Annotated in this window: 14 protein-coding genes; 1 reads left to right on the top strand and 13 read right to left on the bottom strand. The window is 28.3% G+C overall.

Features of this window, described 5'->3' with window-relative positions; translation table 11 throughout:
• Positions 1–6: 6 nt before the first annotated feature.
• The 8 genes from ACLGL1_RS06405 to ACLGL1_RS06370 all read right to left on the bottom strand — a co-directional run bounded on the left by ACLGL1_RS06405 (position 7) and on the right by ACLGL1_RS06370 (position 6915).
• Positions 7–927 carry a BsuBI/PstI family type II restriction endonuclease gene (locus ACLGL1_RS06405; protein ID WP_019138711.1) on the bottom strand — a complete coding sequence of 307 codons (921 nt, stop codon included), beginning with the start codon at positions 925–927 and terminating at the stop codon, positions 7–9.
• Positions 920–2413 carry an Eco57I restriction-modification methylase domain-containing protein gene (locus ACLGL1_RS06400; RefSeq protein ID WP_408978043.1) on the bottom strand — a complete coding sequence of 498 codons (1494 nt, stop codon included), beginning with the start codon at positions 2411–2413 and terminating at the stop codon, positions 920–922. The genes ACLGL1_RS06405 and ACLGL1_RS06400 overlap by 8 nt, the downstream gene beginning before the upstream one ends.
• Complete coding sequence (locus ACLGL1_RS06395; RefSeq protein ID WP_019138712.1) at positions 2400–2615, bottom strand: helix-turn-helix domain-containing protein; 216 nt, start codon at positions 2613–2615, stop codon at positions 2400–2402. The genes ACLGL1_RS06400 and ACLGL1_RS06395 overlap by 14 nt, the downstream gene beginning before the upstream one ends.
• Before the next feature lie 558 nt (positions 2616–3173).
• On the bottom strand, positions 3174–3767 hold the full coding sequence (locus tag ACLGL1_RS06390) for a response regulator transcription factor (protein ID WP_408978042.1): 594 nt from the start codon (positions 3765–3767) through the stop codon (positions 3174–3176).
• Positions 3748–4905, bottom strand: a complete 1158-nt coding sequence (locus tag ACLGL1_RS06385) for a histidine kinase (RefSeq protein WP_019138715.1) — start codon at positions 4903–4905, stop codon at positions 3748–3750. The genes ACLGL1_RS06390 and ACLGL1_RS06385 overlap by 20 nt, the downstream gene beginning before the upstream one ends.
• A 2-nt stretch (positions 4906–4907) precedes the next feature.
• On the bottom strand, positions 4908–5546 hold the full coding sequence (locus ACLGL1_RS06380; RefSeq protein ID WP_408978041.1) for a hypothetical protein: 639 nt from the start codon (positions 5544–5546) through the stop codon (positions 4908–4910).
• Positions 5543–6256, bottom strand: a complete 714-nt coding sequence (locus ACLGL1_RS06375) for a hypothetical protein (RefSeq protein WP_012797182.1) — start codon at positions 6254–6256, stop codon at positions 5543–5545. Before ACLGL1_RS06375 ends, ACLGL1_RS06380 begins: the two co-directional genes overlap by 4 nt.
• Positions 6253–6915, bottom strand: a complete 663-nt coding sequence (locus tag ACLGL1_RS06370) for an ABC transporter ATP-binding protein (RefSeq protein ID WP_408978040.1) — start codon at positions 6913–6915, stop codon at positions 6253–6255. Before ACLGL1_RS06370 ends, ACLGL1_RS06375 begins: the two co-directional genes overlap by 4 nt.
• 327 nt (positions 6916–7242) lie before the next feature.
• Between ACLGL1_RS06370 and ACLGL1_RS06365 the strand changes: the two genes are divergently transcribed.
• Positions 7243–8406: an IS110 family transposase gene (locus ACLGL1_RS06365; protein ID WP_411007884.1), complete on the top strand. Its 1164-nt coding sequence runs from the start codon at positions 7243–7245 to the stop codon at positions 8404–8406.
• 114 nt (positions 8407–8520) lie between these two features.
• On the opposite strand, the gene ACLGL1_RS06360 is transcribed toward ACLGL1_RS06365, so the two are convergent.
• The 5 genes from ACLGL1_RS06360 to ACLGL1_RS06340 form a co-directional block, all read right to left on the bottom strand.
• On the bottom strand, positions 8521–9804 hold the full coding sequence (locus ACLGL1_RS06360) for a radical SAM/SPASM domain-containing protein (protein ID WP_411007883.1): 1284 nt from the start codon (positions 9802–9804) through the stop codon (positions 8521–8523).
• 212 nt (positions 9805–10016) lie between these two features.
• Complete coding sequence (locus ACLGL1_RS06355) at positions 10017–10142, bottom strand: hypothetical protein (RefSeq protein WP_012797179.1); 126 nt, start codon at positions 10140–10142, stop codon at positions 10017–10019.
• Positions 10143–10509: 367 nt separating this feature from the next.
• Complete coding sequence (locus ACLGL1_RS06350) at positions 10510–14613, bottom strand: SDR family oxidoreductase (protein ID WP_411007882.1); 4104 nt, start codon at positions 14611–14613, stop codon at positions 10510–10512.
• Positions 14614–14618: 5 nt separating this feature from the next.
• On the bottom strand, positions 14619–16265 hold the full coding sequence (locus tag ACLGL1_RS06345; RefSeq protein ID WP_408976646.1) for an AMP-binding protein: 1647 nt from the start codon (positions 16263–16265) through the stop codon (positions 14619–14621).
• Positions 16266–16279: 14 nt separating this feature from the next.
• Entirely contained in the window at positions 16280–16921 is a 642-nt protein-coding gene (locus tag ACLGL1_RS06340; protein ID WP_408976645.1) for a 4'-phosphopantetheinyl transferase, read from the bottom strand.
• Positions 16922–16924: the final 3 nt, after the last annotated feature.

The following is a 16924-nucleotide window of genomic DNA, read 5'->3' as shown; positions in this document are numbered from 1 at the left end:
TACCCCCTATTTTCTCGGTCCTAAAAACTTATCTCCATTCAAATGAATCATATGATCAGGTAAATCAGCAATCCACACTTCTGTTTCCCATGCCAATGAATCAGAAAACCTCTTAAAAGTTTTAAAGTCTAAAAATGCAGTTACATATATTTTCCCTGATTTAACATCCTTAGTCATTTCTTCAATTTCTAACATCCTTTTAGGTGTCATGTGTCCAACAGATGTTACTGACTCAATAAAGTAAATCCAATCCTTGTCTTCAGAATACAAAACTACATCAGGCATTTTATCATGGAGTGTTATCTCAAAACCGAGTTCTTTTAGTTTCTCCTCATTTTTTACCAAATCCTTTTGAATTGTGTCACCAACATATAAACATTCAGAATTCTCAGCGAATCGTGGAGCAAATTCTTCAATAATTAGCTTTTGAAGTTGATTGTGCTTGCCTGGTGAAAATTTAAATTCGTTTCCATTTATATTTACTGGCATTTTCTTCATGGATTTTTTAGATTTATACAAATCCATTAAAGTATCATGATTACTTAAAAAGTCTAGTTTGCATTTTTCCCAATCATCAGTCTTATATGTCTTTACCAATCCTAACATTTCATCTGTTAACCTATATCTATAATTCGGACTATTTGTCGCTTTTCCATTATCTTCTATAAAAGCAGCATTTCTAAAGTGGTGTATTGCCTGTTTTCGAAATGTCTCTCTACTATTTTCAGCATATGCAAGACCATAATTCTCCGATATAAATAATATAATATCATGTATCCTTATCCAATTATTAGTTGCATTGCACCATAAATCTTTATCCTTAATATTAGCTAGAGCCAATATAACATATCCACATAAATCCGACTGTTGTCTTTCTGGTACTTGCATTTCCTTTAAAAGCTCTTTTGCTTCTTCTAATTTAGACATAAATATATCTCCCTAATATTTCATCACATGTTTTTTCTGACATATCTTTTACCTTTATCAAATCTTTTCCCATATTCTCAATGTATTCTAGTGGAGGAACTGGCATAGAATTAATTTCTGTTGAATTAACTTGAGTTGAACCATTTAAAATTCTATAATACTGATCATATAAAGTGGAATTTAGAACCACATATAATCCATATACTAAACACTCAGATAAATTTTCAAATCCAGTTATAAAATTTAATTTATTTTGAGTGCTTATCTTTTCATACTCTGGATATTTTTTTGCTAAATAGACTCCACATTGTAGTCGTCTCTTTTCTTCTTTAGATGTAAATCTCTTTACAAATAAATAATTTTTATTCTCTTGTAATAACCCCTTTTTTGAATTTAAAATATATTCATTATCCTTACCCATTGGAAAAACAACTTTTCCATCCTTTATATGCTGAGAATAGAATAAGGGTACTGCTTCTTCTTCAGATCTATCTCTCAATACTTCACTATTTCTAAAATCCACAGTTAATCCTGTTTTCATTTTTAATCCCAAGCTTGGCAAAGTATCTTTCCACTCTTTTACTTGTTTTATTGTATTTGCTTCTTCTTCATTTGTAATTAAATATATATATTTATTTTTTTTAGAAACAACTAAATCATAATCTGCTTCAAAAATTGTTGTATTTTTAAAATCAAAATTTCCATTATTAGATGTGATTGTTATAAATTCAGGGGGTATTCTTGTCTTTTTAGCCTTTATTATCATAGTTTCTTGTAAGACAGATTCTTTATCAAAAACCTTATCTCTACTCGTAAATAAATGTATATGCTCCAATGACATTTCTTCTAAAAATTCTTCTCTAAATTTTTTAAAGTATGCTCCAGATGTCCAAGATCTTGGAACAATAAATACCAGTTCCCCATTTTCTTTTAGATTGAAACTTGACATTTGCATAAAAAGAAAATATAAATTAGGAGAACCATAACAAACATCTGACATTATAATTGCTTCTCTGTCTTTTTTACCAATTTTCTTATATGGTGGATTACATATAACTAAATCATATTTTTTAACATTGTTATACATTCCTAAGAAATTATTGTATTCATAATCCTGACTTATAATATAATTCTTATCTATAATTCTATATTCTATATCTATATTTGAATTTTCCTTTACCCAATATAAATTAGCTTCCAACAAATTTACAATGTCTTCATCTGTTTCATAACATGTTAAATTTATCTTTTTTATCATTTTGCTATCAATAATTCTCTGAATTAGTGCCGCAGAAAGAATTCCAGAGCCAGCTCCTGGGTCAAGAATAGATATCTCATCTCTTTTAATATTTAAGTCAAATAAAGATGCCATGAATATTGCTGTTTCTTTACTAGTAAAAAATTGTCCTATTCTTTTTCGAGTTTCTTTAGATGCAATCTTAATATATTCATTTGTCTTATTTAAAACATAATCAATTATTTTCATCTTTAACTAACTCCATAATTTCGTAAAGATTACAATTTAATCCTTCACATATTCTTAACAATACGTCAGTTGTAATATTCTCCCCATTTTTCATTTTATAAAATGTACTTCTACTAATATTTGTTTTTTCCATTAATTCTGTATTATTTAAATCTAGGTCAATCATTTTTTTAAATAGCTTTTTATAGCTGATTTTTAACATGACTATCTCTCCATTCATGAATTCTGTATCAGTTATATTATATCATAAACCTTCACTTTTTTCATAATATTATTCACTTTTCTAAAACATAAATACAAAAAAAATAAAGGCAGTCCGAAGACCACCAATATTTGTGTTTTCCACCAAATTTCTATCTTTTTGCTGCTTCTATACTGTTAATTTAATATAAGCTACTGCAAAATTTTAATAAGAGTACAATCCTATCAAATTTAAAATCAATATTAATTTTTAAAGTATGAAACACTTGTTAGCATCCTATAAAAATTTTTTCCATTAGTGTAGGCTTTGAACAACCATAAACTTTTTCTTTTCCATATATCACAGACTTCACTAGAAAAATAATATATGCTCCAAACAAATATATTAGTAAATATAAAATTATTATATCTAGAACTTGTTTTAACATAAACATCCCTCACTTTTTTTATTTCTACGATTATAATAAGTTGGCAAGATGTTTAATCTCAGTTTTTATATCTATGAGAGTTTTCATAAATCATAAAATATAATCTCCAAATAAGTTTTAATCATATAATCTTACATAACCGGATATATATAGCCAAGCTCCATAGCCTTATTATAGGCTTCAACAATATTTTTAGATTGTAATTTATCATATATATTTGCTATATGATTATAAAGGGTCCTCTCACTGATAAAAAGCTTCTTGGCAATATCTTTTTTGCTTGACCCCTTTATTAATTCTTCCAGTACTTCTATCTCTCGTTTAGTCAGTGGATCAACAATGTATTTATCTATTTTCTTATAGTTTCCTTTATATACATTATTTATTCTTGCTAAGAGTTCTTCTATTTCAACAGACTTATTTATAAAATCCTTTACTCCTAACTTAAAAGCCATATCCTTGTAATTATCTAAGTCATAAGATGTTAAAACTATTATCTTTTGTCTGGGATTTTCATCTATCAAATCTTTAATTAAATCAAGACCAGTCTTATCATCTTTTAAATTTATGTCAATTAAGAAAATATCGTAGATTTCTTTTTCTATCATTTTTAAAAACTCTTGGGCTTTTGATACATAGGCACATGAAATTTCTTCTTGCTCTTCTAAAAGCATCTTAAGAGATCCACCAAATAATTTATGGTCATCAAGCAAAATAATTTTCATCTTTTTCCACCTCCAAGCTAACTCTTGTTGTAAGTATTCCCTTGTTTAATCCATAGGAAATATTTCCTGAATTTGAATCTATCAAAAGTTTAAGCAGCAAAACCCCTCTTTTAGATTCCTTAATTTTATTAAAATCATCTGATCTTGCGCCATCACTTTCCATTTCTATATATACAAAATTTCCTTTTTTATAAAGTTTATAAGATAAATATTTAGCATCGGAATGCTTATATACATTATTTATAAGTTCTTTTGATATTATTGAAATCAACCTAATTAATCTTTTATCCTCTGTCATATCACTATCGATATATTTAGTAATTTCAATATTTTTATCTGGATATAGTGAAGCTACATTATCAAATATAGCTAATAGAGATGTTTCCAAATTTGCTTTTTCAAATAAAGAAGATTGGTAGAATTTCATTATATTTCGTGCTTTTTCCTCAAGTTCTCTTAGGATATTTTTAGAATATTCTATATCAGGATTTTTTGAAGATAAGTAATTTTTACTTGCATATATATCTTGCAAAATATCGTCATGAATAATTCTTGCAAATTCATCTCTTTCGCTCGCCATATAGTCTGATAGGTAATAAAGTTTGAAGGTTTTCTCAAAAGCTAACTCTTTCTCCTTTAAAAATAAGATAAAGAAAAATTCTGTAATAAGAAAAACTATTTGAGTAAATATATTTATCATTGCCGTATCTATATCAAATAAGTAAATTACCACAAAAATAAAAAATACTAGTTTGATAGTAAATGTTTGTGTAGATTTTCTTGATATTGGTAAGATGTTTATATATTTAAAACTCTCTATATCCATGTATTTTTTAATAAACAGGCATGTTGAAGCAATACTAATAATGGCAAAGGAGACTTTATAGTGTAGATTATTTATTAAAATAAGGCTCAACGGCAAAAGAGAAGTAAAAACAACCAAAATGGAAACAAATTCCGGTATTTTTTTATTCGAAATTTCTGTGTATATAAGTCCATACAAGGTGAAAAATAATATAAGTGAAACTGCATTTAAAATTGGGCCCTCTTTTACTAACAAATTGTTTTTAAAAAGAAGACCCCAAAATAAAATTATCATTAAATGGCTTATTACAATTTTTTCTAATTTCTTATACATATCTAATAGTAACTAATTACAATCCTTTCTTTATTAATATTAATACCCAAAAATATAATAATTGAAGCTAAGATAATAAACTTAGTAAGAAAATAAAATGTAAAGGAGTTTGTAAAATTATATACAATGGCAGATGTTATCATAATAGCTAAAGATAGTCCTATCAACCGAATTTGGAGAGAATTTATTTTATTCATGTTTCTAGTATTAAGAATTACAAAAACTATTATTAGAGTGTAAAGAAAACTTGATAAAATTAAGTTTATACCAATGGTTAAGCTTAGATCAAGTTTAACTAGGTTTAATACAAGGCTTGGAAGGACTATTATCAAAGCCCCTAAATAAATACTAAACAAATATTTGGCTAGAATTTTTTTTATAGAAAGTCCATTTGCAAGTAAAAATTCAAGCTTTTTGCTAATCTTATCTGATACCAAGGTATTTTTAGCGAGTTCTACTCCAAACATTACAAAAAGTATTAAAATCCCATCAATTTTAATTGTATTGATGACCTTATTTATCTCTTGGCTTCCTCCATCAGCAAAAAATAGAGCCATAAAGGAGCAGATTAGTGCCATAAGAGACATTAATAAGGCATTTTTATCTAAAAGCTTTCTTAAATCGTTAATTACTAACTTCATGACCATGACCCTTCTTTATTAATTATAGATTCATTGTTTATCTTAGACAAATCTTTCATAGAAAAAACTGCAAAGATTAATCCTAAGCCAATATTTATACCTAGAATGATATAAATAAGATTTAGATTATATCTTTCTATTAATGATAGAATCTTCTCTGAAAAAGTGCCTATCATGTAAATTAAAATTGTTGTTCCAAAGAAAACTATATTTTTGAAAAACTTGAAGTTTTTTTGGGATAAGCTTATAAGGTTAAAAAATAGTATTTCAAAGTAAGTCATTCCTATCATTGTAACAAATATGCCTACAATCCACTTAAATTCGATTTTAAAGTCTACTAGGACATAAGTTAGGAAAAATAATAAAAATGGAACAATAGAAGATAGTCTCCACATTTCTATTGCATAGGCTTTAATCACATCTTTTATATTAATTCCTGATGCTAGAATAAATTCAATACGTTTATTTAGTTTATCCTTGACTGTCAAATTAACAACCATAGAATTAGACATAATTAATGAAATTCCAAGCATTAGTACATATAGCATTAATATAATATAATCATTTCCTCTAGAATCAAACATCCCCTTATATAGTAAAAAAATAAAGCCAAGAGAAATCAAAGTAAATAATAATAAATTTAAAATAAAATCCTTGTCTTTACTTAAATAGTACCTACAGGCTCTATTAATATTCATCTTATTTTTCATTTTGTACCTTCCTCTATAAATAAATCTTCTAAGCTCTCTCCCTTAATTTCTCCAATATTCTTTGTAAAAAGTAACTCTCCTGATTTAATCATAGATACTTTATCAGCTATCTTTTCAATTTCTGAGAGGTCATGACTAGTAATTACTATGGTCTTACCTTCATCCTTTAGTAATTTTATGAGTTTTCTAATCTCAACTCTTGATATTGGATCTACCCCACTAGTTACCTCATCTAAAAATATTATCTCCCTATTCATCATTACAATAATTAATAAAGATAATTTCCTTTTCATTCCCTTAGAATATGTTGATACTTTCCTATCTAAATCATTTGTTATTTGAAGAAGCTCAGAATATTTTTTGTAATTTACAGGCTCATATCCAAAATATAAACCATATAATTTTATATTTTCTATTCCAGTCTTATCTTCATACAAATAATCATTCTCTAAAAGCATTGCATGATTTCCCTTAACGATAACTTTTCCATTATCTTCATAATATAAATTCGTTAATATTCTCAGAAGCGAAGTTTTTCCAGAACCATTAGGACCTACTATTGCATGCACTGTATTTTCTTCAATTTCTAAAGAAAAACTGTTGAATAGCTTTTTATTTTTAAAGTTTTTGCTCATGTTTTTTACTTCGATTACATTCATATTAAAAGCCTCCTAAACTCATCATTTAACTTATTATTAAACCAAGCACAATTTTCTACTCCTATTTCTTTTGCTCCAATGAGTCCCCTTGTATAATGAACACATAGTAAATAGTGTTCATTTTTCATTTTTTACTATATGATAATCATAGGCTTGTGGATTGTTTAAGTCTCCTATAGCTTTTGACTATTTTAATAAGGCTACAACCACATTTCTATGTTTATTTGTTTATGAGTTAGATAACGCCTGACGTTTTATATCGAGCAAGGATACGATACATAGTTTTTGTGGATATCACAGCCAATTTTATTTGAAGGGATATTTTTTATGATTTTAGTTGGTATCGATGTTGCTAAGGATAAGCATGATTGCTATATTTGTGATTCAGATGGAAATGTTATTAAGGATTCTTTTTCTTTTGATAATAATATAGATGGTTTCAATTTGCTTTTATCTTTTTTGCCTGAGACTTCTGATAATGTAAAAGTGGGGCTTGAAGCTACTGGACATTATTCTTTAAACTTGATCAATTTCTTAGTTGAATATGGTTTTAATCCTGTTATCTTCAATCCACTTCAAATTAATCTTTTCAGAAAAGCTCATACGCTTAGAAAGACTAAAACTGATAAAATTGATGCTAAGTTAATTGCTCTTATGTTATCTGCCAGTGATGCTAAACCCCACCTAGATTTATCTTATCATATTTCGGAGCTTAAATCACTTACTAGATACAGATCTAGACTTAAAGCGCAATTATCTAAGCTTAAGATTTCAATTTCTAGGATTGTTAATATTATTTTTCCTGAACTTGAATCTTGTGTTTATTCTGTTACTCAAAAGTCTACTTTGGCTATGCTTAGGATGTTTCCTTCTAAAGAGCTTATTGCAAATGCTCATCTTACTAAACTTACTAATGTTCTTATGGCTAATTCTAGTGGTAAGTACGGCAAGGATAAGGCTATTTGTATTAAAAAAGCTGCAGCTAAGTCTATTGGTTCTGATTCTGATGCTATTAGCTTTGAACTCGTTCAAACTATTGACTTGATTAATTTTTATTCTTCTAAGTTTAAAGTTTTAGAAGATAAAATCAAGTTTATTATGGATCAAATTCAGTCTCCTCTTATGACTATTCCTGGTATTTCTTACAATTTAGCTTCTATCATTTTAGCTGAAATTGTTGACATCAACAGGTTTGATAATGATGGTCAACTACTTGCATTTGCTGGTCTAGATCCTGGCACTCACCAATCAGGTAAGTTTGTCGCTAAGGATGTTTCTATGGTTAAAAGAGGTTCACCTCATTTAAGATGGGCTCTTTTAAATGCTGCAAGGCTTGTAGCTATGAATGATGAAACTTTTGCTTTATATTATCAGAAAAAGAAATCTGAAGGCAAACATCATTATGTCGTCCTTTCTCATACTGCAAAAAAACTTGTTAGAGTTATATTTAAACTTCTAAAGGAAAATTGCCAATTTGTACCACAAAGTTAGTTGATTTTTTAAGCTAAAATCACTAGCTTTATTTCCTATGCTTATTTTTAATATTTTTAGTGTATTTCTATCTCATAAATTATTTTCAAATATTTTTTTATTTTCTCCTTGACTTCATATAGTTAGTCTTATAATGCATTCACTACAAAAAAATTTCTTCTCACAATTTTCACACTCGGAATTTACATAGCTAGGTGCTTCTATATTTCTTATCAAATCTAATATTTTATAATTTTCTGTGTATAGCTTACCGATATCAGTATTAAATACATTGCCAAAGCTTTTTATAAGTGTTTGATCATCCATAGCACAAAATTTAATATCTCCCTCTGGAGTAATAGATGGATTTCTTGTAAATGCTCCACAATTTTTAACGTTTGGATCTCCGTCCTTTACTTGATATAGAAAACCATATCCATACTTATTATTTATTTTTGAAATAACTTCATTCAGTTTTTCAGAATCTTCTTTAGTTTTTAATAATAAATTATTATTGTCTTTTAAAGCAGCTCTTCCCATTGGTATAATTGAAGATAAACCATAAGTCTCTATGCCATTTTCATGAATCCAATCAGCAATATTTTCTAATTGATCTATATTATTCGGTGTTATCATAGTTACAATTCTCATATATATTCCCATTTTGTGAATCCTAACTATATTTCTTTTTATGATATTCGAAATGTTTTTTATTCTAGAACCCATAAACCAATTAATATAATCGTCATTGTCTCCATGTAGATCTATTTGTACTACCGTCTTGTCCCTATTTTTATATATTTCATTAAACAAGTCTTCATTCCAGTTTGTTCCATTTGATAAAATACTTACTAAATGATAATTTAAAGAATATGCCTTGTCTAAAATATCAAGAAATCTTGGATGACAGGTAACTTCTCCACCCGTAAATTCTACTACTCTAGTACCAGATCTTCTTGCATCTTCTAGTACTTTAAATATCGATTCAGTATTGTCTTTAAATTTATTATAGCATGAATATTCACCATAACAATGTAAGCACTTTACATTACAAGTATGTGTTATTTCAATAGATATTGCTGATGGGTACTGTGTTTTACCATTTCCTAAAACCCTTATTTCATCATATCTCGGATTTTCTAATCTATCAATAACAATGCCATAATTGAGAATTAAAGAATTTAAAAATTCATTTAAATTAATTTTAGCTTCTTCAATTAAGCTCGTATTATTATCACACATCTTTTTAGCAATTTCATCAAATGTATGATTTCCATCTAACCAAAGTATTATGTTTGTTGCATCATTATTTATTCTATAAAGAGATTCACCCATTTTCTCATATCTATTTTCAACAACCAAAATATTGGCATTTTTTTGTTTTTCAATTGCTTTTATATTTTTAGCCTTTAAATACACCTTTTCATATCCCCCGACTTAATACTACATCCTACAGACAAAACTTTTTTAGCTGTAAACTTATCAAAAGTTATTACTAGTCTCAAAACAAATCGACTAAAAAACTATAAAAAATTAATTATAGGTTTTTTTATTTGTCATATTTATATATGAGACTAGTAAACATAACTTTTTACTCTCATTCTTGTTATCCAAGAATTTCCCCCTTCTTCTTAGAAGAATCCTACAAAACCAGCTACACCTACACCAGCTGCTGGACTAGGACCACAGAACATACATCCTGTACATCCCGCACATAGTTTGCAACCATTACCCATTGCTACGATTTCAGGTTTCATATTCTCACCTCCTTACAACCATATTTTATTTCATTCTTAATTTAATTACATGAGTAAATACTGCAAACTTACAAAAAAATAAAGGCAGTCCGAAGACCGCCAATATTTATCTTCCTGTACCTTTATTATGTTCATGTTTTTTATTTTATTTATTTCATCATTCTTAAAGTTCTTTGTTTGCCCAAATATGGACTTTTTTATCCTTATCATATGTCTTTCTTTTGAATTGTTAGAATCGTATATACACTTGAATAAAAGTTCTAAATATCAGTGTTTATGGGTTAAGCTCATTTAAATACCTTTTTATTGTATTATAAAGAGCTATAATCATTATTTCTAAAACTAGCTCTTTTGATAATCATTGCATCTATTTTTCTAGTTTTAATTTAAATTTAATTAATTCAATTAATGACTCTAGACTTTTATTGTGATTAACTCCAAATTTTTCTGATAACTCAGCTCCAAAGTTTGTTCTTACAGGGTAGGATGCTTGAGCTAACTTACCAGATTCTATTAATGGTATCAAAGTCCTAATAACATTTAATTCTGCTGAACTATCTTCTTTTAGCAATTTTATCCAGTTATTAAAGTTTACTCTTTTAACCATGTCTTTTATTCCTAAAATTTGAATAATTTCTTGCCAAGTAATTCTATCATTTAAAACTATGTGCAATACTGGATGTTTCATTAAATAATCTTGATTGCTTATTACTTCTGCTATAATATCTACTGGTACTAAATCAATCCCTTCACTAATATTAAAGAATGAGTTAGGAATAGCATTAAGTTTCAAGATAGTTTTGAGTTGTAAAAGAAAAAAGTCATCCATTCTCATTGAACCAGTTTTAGTAGAAGGACCTATACGCCCTGCTCTTACAATATAAACATCATGACCTTTTGATTGAAATTTTTCAACTAGTTTATCTGCCACCCATTTTGACTGAGGATATCCAAACAATAAATTATCTGATGAGCCAGGCTTATCAGATTCTGTAACCTCTTTAAGTGTATCATTTGAAGGAAAAACAGCTGTCGTTGATACGTAAACTAATGGTATTTGCATGTGGCTACAACTTTTTAGTAGTTTATATGTTCCTTTAACATTACTATCTACTATTTCTTCAAAGGATTTAATAAAATTTATTTCTGCAGCCGCATGTATTAATCTAGATGCTGGTTTAGATACAAATTTAGCAACGTCATCATCATTTGTTAAATCTCCTGGAATTACATCTATAAGATCCTCGTTCCAATCTAATTCATATAAATCAAATTTCTCTTTCAATCTTCTCTTTGCATGATTAGCATTGTCTCCTCTTACAAGAACTCTTGCTTTGTTACCCTTGGAAATTATACTTGATAATAAATGTGCACCAAGAAATCCCGTACTACCAGTAATAAGAGTCAAGTCCTCATGTTTTCTCTTTTGTGAGCCTACAATTGACGGTATTGAGAATCTATTTAAATATTTTTCAAGATCAAGACTTTCCATTTGTTTTTTATTTTTAAGAACAGATGACATATTTTGTATAGTAGGTATTTTCATTAATACACTAAAATCAATATCGTATTTCTCAGAAATAGCTCCATATATTTGTAAAGCATCTAAAGATGTGCCACCTAAATCAAATAACGATTTATTTCCTACATTAACTGGGATACTTAATACTTTTTCCCAAATTTTTTTCACAAATTGATACTCATCAACATTCAATTCTATTCCCGATATGTGCTTATTAATTTCTAAATATTCTTTAGCTCTATTCAAAAGAGATTTCCTGTCAATCTTACCAGTTCGTCCTTTAGGAAAGGACTTACACTGCATCATTATTTTAGGAGCTATATAATTAGGCATTTTATTTCTAAATAATTCCAGCAATTCTTCCTTTTTATATTTAGATAAACCTTCTTCATAATGTCCTATAATTATTGTTTTATTCGCTTGAGAAACTGCTGAAACCACTATTGGAAATCCTGATATTTCAGATAACATAGCTTCGATGGCACCCAAGTGAATTCTATGACCACTAATTTTTAATTGATCATCATTTCTCCCTAAAAAACTATAGTAACCCTCATTATTGCATACTACCATATCACCTGTCCTATAAGAAGAATTCATATTACTAACAGAATTTTCATTTTTACTTATATATCCATTAAGAATATTTTTCCCCAATACAACCAATTCACCAGGAACTCCAGTGGCTACAGGTAAACCTGAAGGCGATATTACTAAAAAATCATATCCATAAGCCGGCTTTCCAATAGATGGCTCTTTTTCCCAAATAGATGGACTTTTAGGTAATTCAAAAAATGAGCAAACATGAGTCTCAGAAGGACCATACATATTAACTAAACGAACTCTACAATTTATAAATAATTTCCTAATCGGAGGCGTAATTATTAACTGCTCTCCTGTTACAAATATTACATCTAGTTTGGATAAATATTTTGCAGCATCTTTCGTAGATGTCGCAAGGGCAGATAATGCAGCATAAGGTAAAAATAGACTATCGATTTTTTTCATTTCTAATATTCTAGGTAATTTAGGCAACTCACTATTTAATACTCCTGATTCAGAGATAAGAGCACCTCCAGTTAAAATAGTATAAAAAACCTCTTGTATGAAAACATCAAAGGTATGCTCTGTAAATTGATAAATGCGTGATTTTTCATTAGACAGATACTTTTTAGTGTTTTTTACTAATTGCATTACTGTATCTGGTCCAATTCTAACCCCCTTAGGTTTACCAGTAGTGCCTGAAGTATAAACCAAATATGCATCTGATGTTAAAATAGAATATTCGTCTGTTTTCTTTAAATTATAATTATCAAAGTCTTTTGTTATAATAACATATGGAATATCATAATCATAACTTGTGTTTGAAACAAGAATATCTGCACTAGAATTTTCAATAATATATTGATCTCTTTCCGAAAGTTTTTCATTGTCAGATAATATGACAAATCGTCTTCCAGATATAAATGCAGCTATCATAGCTGCAACTGTTGCCCACAATCTTTTTTCTTTTATTGCAACAGTCACTATTTTGTAATCTGCCTGTTCCCATGTATTTATATAATATGCTACGGCAGAATTTAAAAAGCTCGTTGAATATACTTCTTCATCCTCCTCTATACATATGGAATTTTCTTCCCTTTTTAAATACATTTCCAAGGCACTTTGTCTAATAGAATAAGGGAGTTCATTTGAAACATTTATTTCTTGATATTTTTTTATATTATCAAATGAACAAGTAGCTATCTTCTTAAAATACTCACCTGCGTTTTTAATATACGAAACCATATAATTTAAAATAGTTTTATTAATATTATTTGATTCTTCTAAAGTATAATGGGACTGAATATTTATATCAGCAAATTCTTCATCTTCGAATATTGAAATGAGAATAGGGTAACGGTCTCCTCCTAACAAATATTCCCAGGAATCCACTCCCCAATCAAAGCATTCTAATTTTCTTAATGAATACGGAATTATGGTAACTACAATTTGTGGAATATTAGCTTCAAATCGATTATCTGTTTTTATATTTGCTACTGATATTATCCTTGATAATGGCATAGAATTTACCATTCCAAGTAATAAATCCTTACTTTGCTGCAATATATCTTCATGTATATCAGAGTTATATCTATTAACAATAAAAACCAAAGAACTACGTTGCCCTATATTATTAATTGAACTTTCATTAATAGCAGCTGGTATACCTAACAATGGTTCTTTAATACCAAAAACATTTCTTATCGCACCGCCTATAGAAGATAAATATATTGCCGATCTCCTTACATTATGATCTTCTGCAATTTTTGTTATTTCCTCAATCCTTATTTTGAAAGCATCAGTCGAAACATTTCCCTTTAAAAATTCCGTTTGAAGAGCATTGTTTTTATAATTCCAATTTTTTAGATACTCTTCCCAATACTTACTTGAACTTTCATAGTTTTTATCTGAATAAGTATTAGTTATGGTAACTTTATAATTATCTATACAATATTCATGATAAATATTCTGCACTAATTCTTGAATAGATGCTCCATCACAAATTATATGATGAAATACACATACAATAAGTTGTTGCTTTGATTCTTCACAGTCAATAAAAAACCATCTGAAAAGATAGCCTTTTTTTAGGTCAAAGTAAGTATCTTTAACCAGTCTTTGAGCTAGTTGTTTAGCTTCAACTAATGTTTTTGAATATAAATACTCAAAAATACTGTAGTTTATTTTATTTGTTACAGGAACGACCTCACCTTCTACATTTAGATCAAATCCTATGCCTAGCCTGGGATATTTTTTTAATACTGAATAAAATGCTTCTTCAAATCTTTTCCTATCTACTTGCTTAGATGAATTTAAATAAAAGCCTTCGTTATATATTGATTTATCTTCAGAATTAGCAATTTCATACCAAATCCCCTTTTGAATATCGTTTAATTTGATTTCCATTTATATCACCTCTCAACTAAATTACGCAATTCAAAAAATGTCTTAATAGAAAGTATACTTTCTAAACTTATTCTAGGATCTTTATTATGACAATACTCATAAATACGTATCAATTCTATAGACGTTACTCCTTGACTTATAAGATTTTGATCTGGATCAAATTTATCGGGAAGTAACTCAGCAATGTTAATGTCCTTAAAAAACTTAATACCTCTCACATATCGATCTTTATTCTTATATTTTAGAATTTTTATTAACTTCACTTTATCTGTCTTACCACGATCTGTAGTAGGAATATTTTTAACATACACAATTTTTGACGGAATCATATATTTTGGTAAGTTCATTCTAATCTTTTTATTAATATCTTCCATGGGTAAATCAGATTCGTTACATTGCACAAATAGAATTATATCCAATCCATGTTCATGATTTTCTATAGGAAGAACATATGCATTTTCCACAAAAGGTAATGACAACACAACGGAACGTATAGCAGAGAGCGATACTCTAAATCCTCGTACTTTTATTTCGTCGTTTTTTCGACCTAATAGAATAATATTACCATTTTCTATTAATGCGTTATCATTAGTAAGATACCAGCATCCTTCTACATTATTTATTCTTGTTTTTAAAAGGTTAACAGCAAGCCCGTCTCCATTTATCGCTAACTCCCCTTTTTCTGCCATTACGTATTGTCCGTTATCTTGTCTAGAGACTACCAATACAGTAGAACCAGCAAATCCTTTGCCTACACTTATATATGATTTTGAAGCTATAAGCTCTTCTTCACTTACTATATGTGCTGCTACAAGAGACCCATACTCAGAACAACCAAGAGCGTGAATGATTCTGGAGGATTTTTGAACTATTTTGTCTTTGTATTTATCAAACGGGAAAAAATCTCCAGAAATAACAATCGTACTGACTTTATTTAATATTTCTGGTTGAAATTCCAAAATAATACGAAACATAGGAGCTGATAAGTTAAGAAAATTAACTCCAGCCTGCTTAATTGATTTTATTATTTCTTCCTGTGTTGGCACTATATTTTTTGTAATTACTAAACTTCCTCCATTAAGAATCGTCCCCCAAATATCAATTGTTGCTGCACCAAAATTTGGTTGAACACTGAAAAGATGTACATTGCTAGAGTTAATATTAAAAAAACCAAACCCATTCATCATTCGACTTATTGCATTTATAGGTAAAAAACAAGGCTTAGGTTCACCAGTACTACCTGATGTTTCCAGAATAAAGGCAACTTCTTCTAATGAGATCTCAGCTTTTAAACTATTAATCTTATCTATAATGTAATCCTCAGAGCCACTCAAATTCGCTTGAGTAATTTTTGCTTGTGCTGTTTTGCCTATATATTCTTCTGGTTGAGAAATACGAGCATTACCATGTGCTACAATTCTTCCTGACAATATTGTAGCAATAATTAATTGAATATAAAGAATTCTATCTGATACATCAATTATAACAACAGCTCCTTTCTCTATTTCGGCATCTTTCATTTTTTGATTATATTTATTTATAAATTCTCCAATTTGTGCATAAGTGATATTACATTTGCTGCTAATAATAAAGGATTTATCTTTATATTTATTTATATTACTCTCTATTTTAGAACTTACCTTATTTAACATAAAATCCCCTCTCTTTATTTAATAACCAAAGTAATAATATGATTATCAATAATTATAAATTCGCCTACTATATATTCAATATTGTCATTTGGTAATTTACATTTAGCGTAAAATATGTCTTTATTTGCAATCAGCTTAATCTCACACTCTTCTGGTTTAAGTTTATAATTTAGTTTATTACACCAATACTTATACATTGTTTCTTTAGTGCTAAAAATTAAAGTCTCCCAAAAAATATTAGGGTTTTTTTTCAAATCTATACATTGCTGTAATTCATATTTACTAAGAATTAATCGCTCAACTTCTTTTGGAAGTGCTTTATTACACTCTATATCAATTCCACAAAAAATCTTATGATCTGACCTGATTACTACAACCGCTCCTTTATGAAAGCAATGAGAAATACTTCCCTCAATACCATCTGGCCATATTGGAATGCCTTCTTGTGATTTCAACAATGGTGTATTATCTTTTCCTAATTCTTTCAAAGCTTTATGCGAAAAATATCTACCTGTACAAAATTCTCTCTTACGCTTCAATACAGAACCACTGATAATTTCATATTCCTCTCTAGTTAAAGTTGTTGTATTGTATATATGCTCCCCATAATATATAATCGCTTCTTTATTCAGTTTGGAAAATAATTTATCTTTCATTTA

Origin of the sequence: Peptococcus simiae (genome assembly GCF_046569735.1) — a bacterium.
GTDB lineage: Bacteria > Bacillota > Peptococcia > Peptococcales > Peptococcaceae > Peptococcus > Peptococcus simiae_A.
The sequence above is the reverse complement of the archived record's forward strand: the minus strand, read 5'-3'. Positions and strand labels throughout refer to the sequence as shown.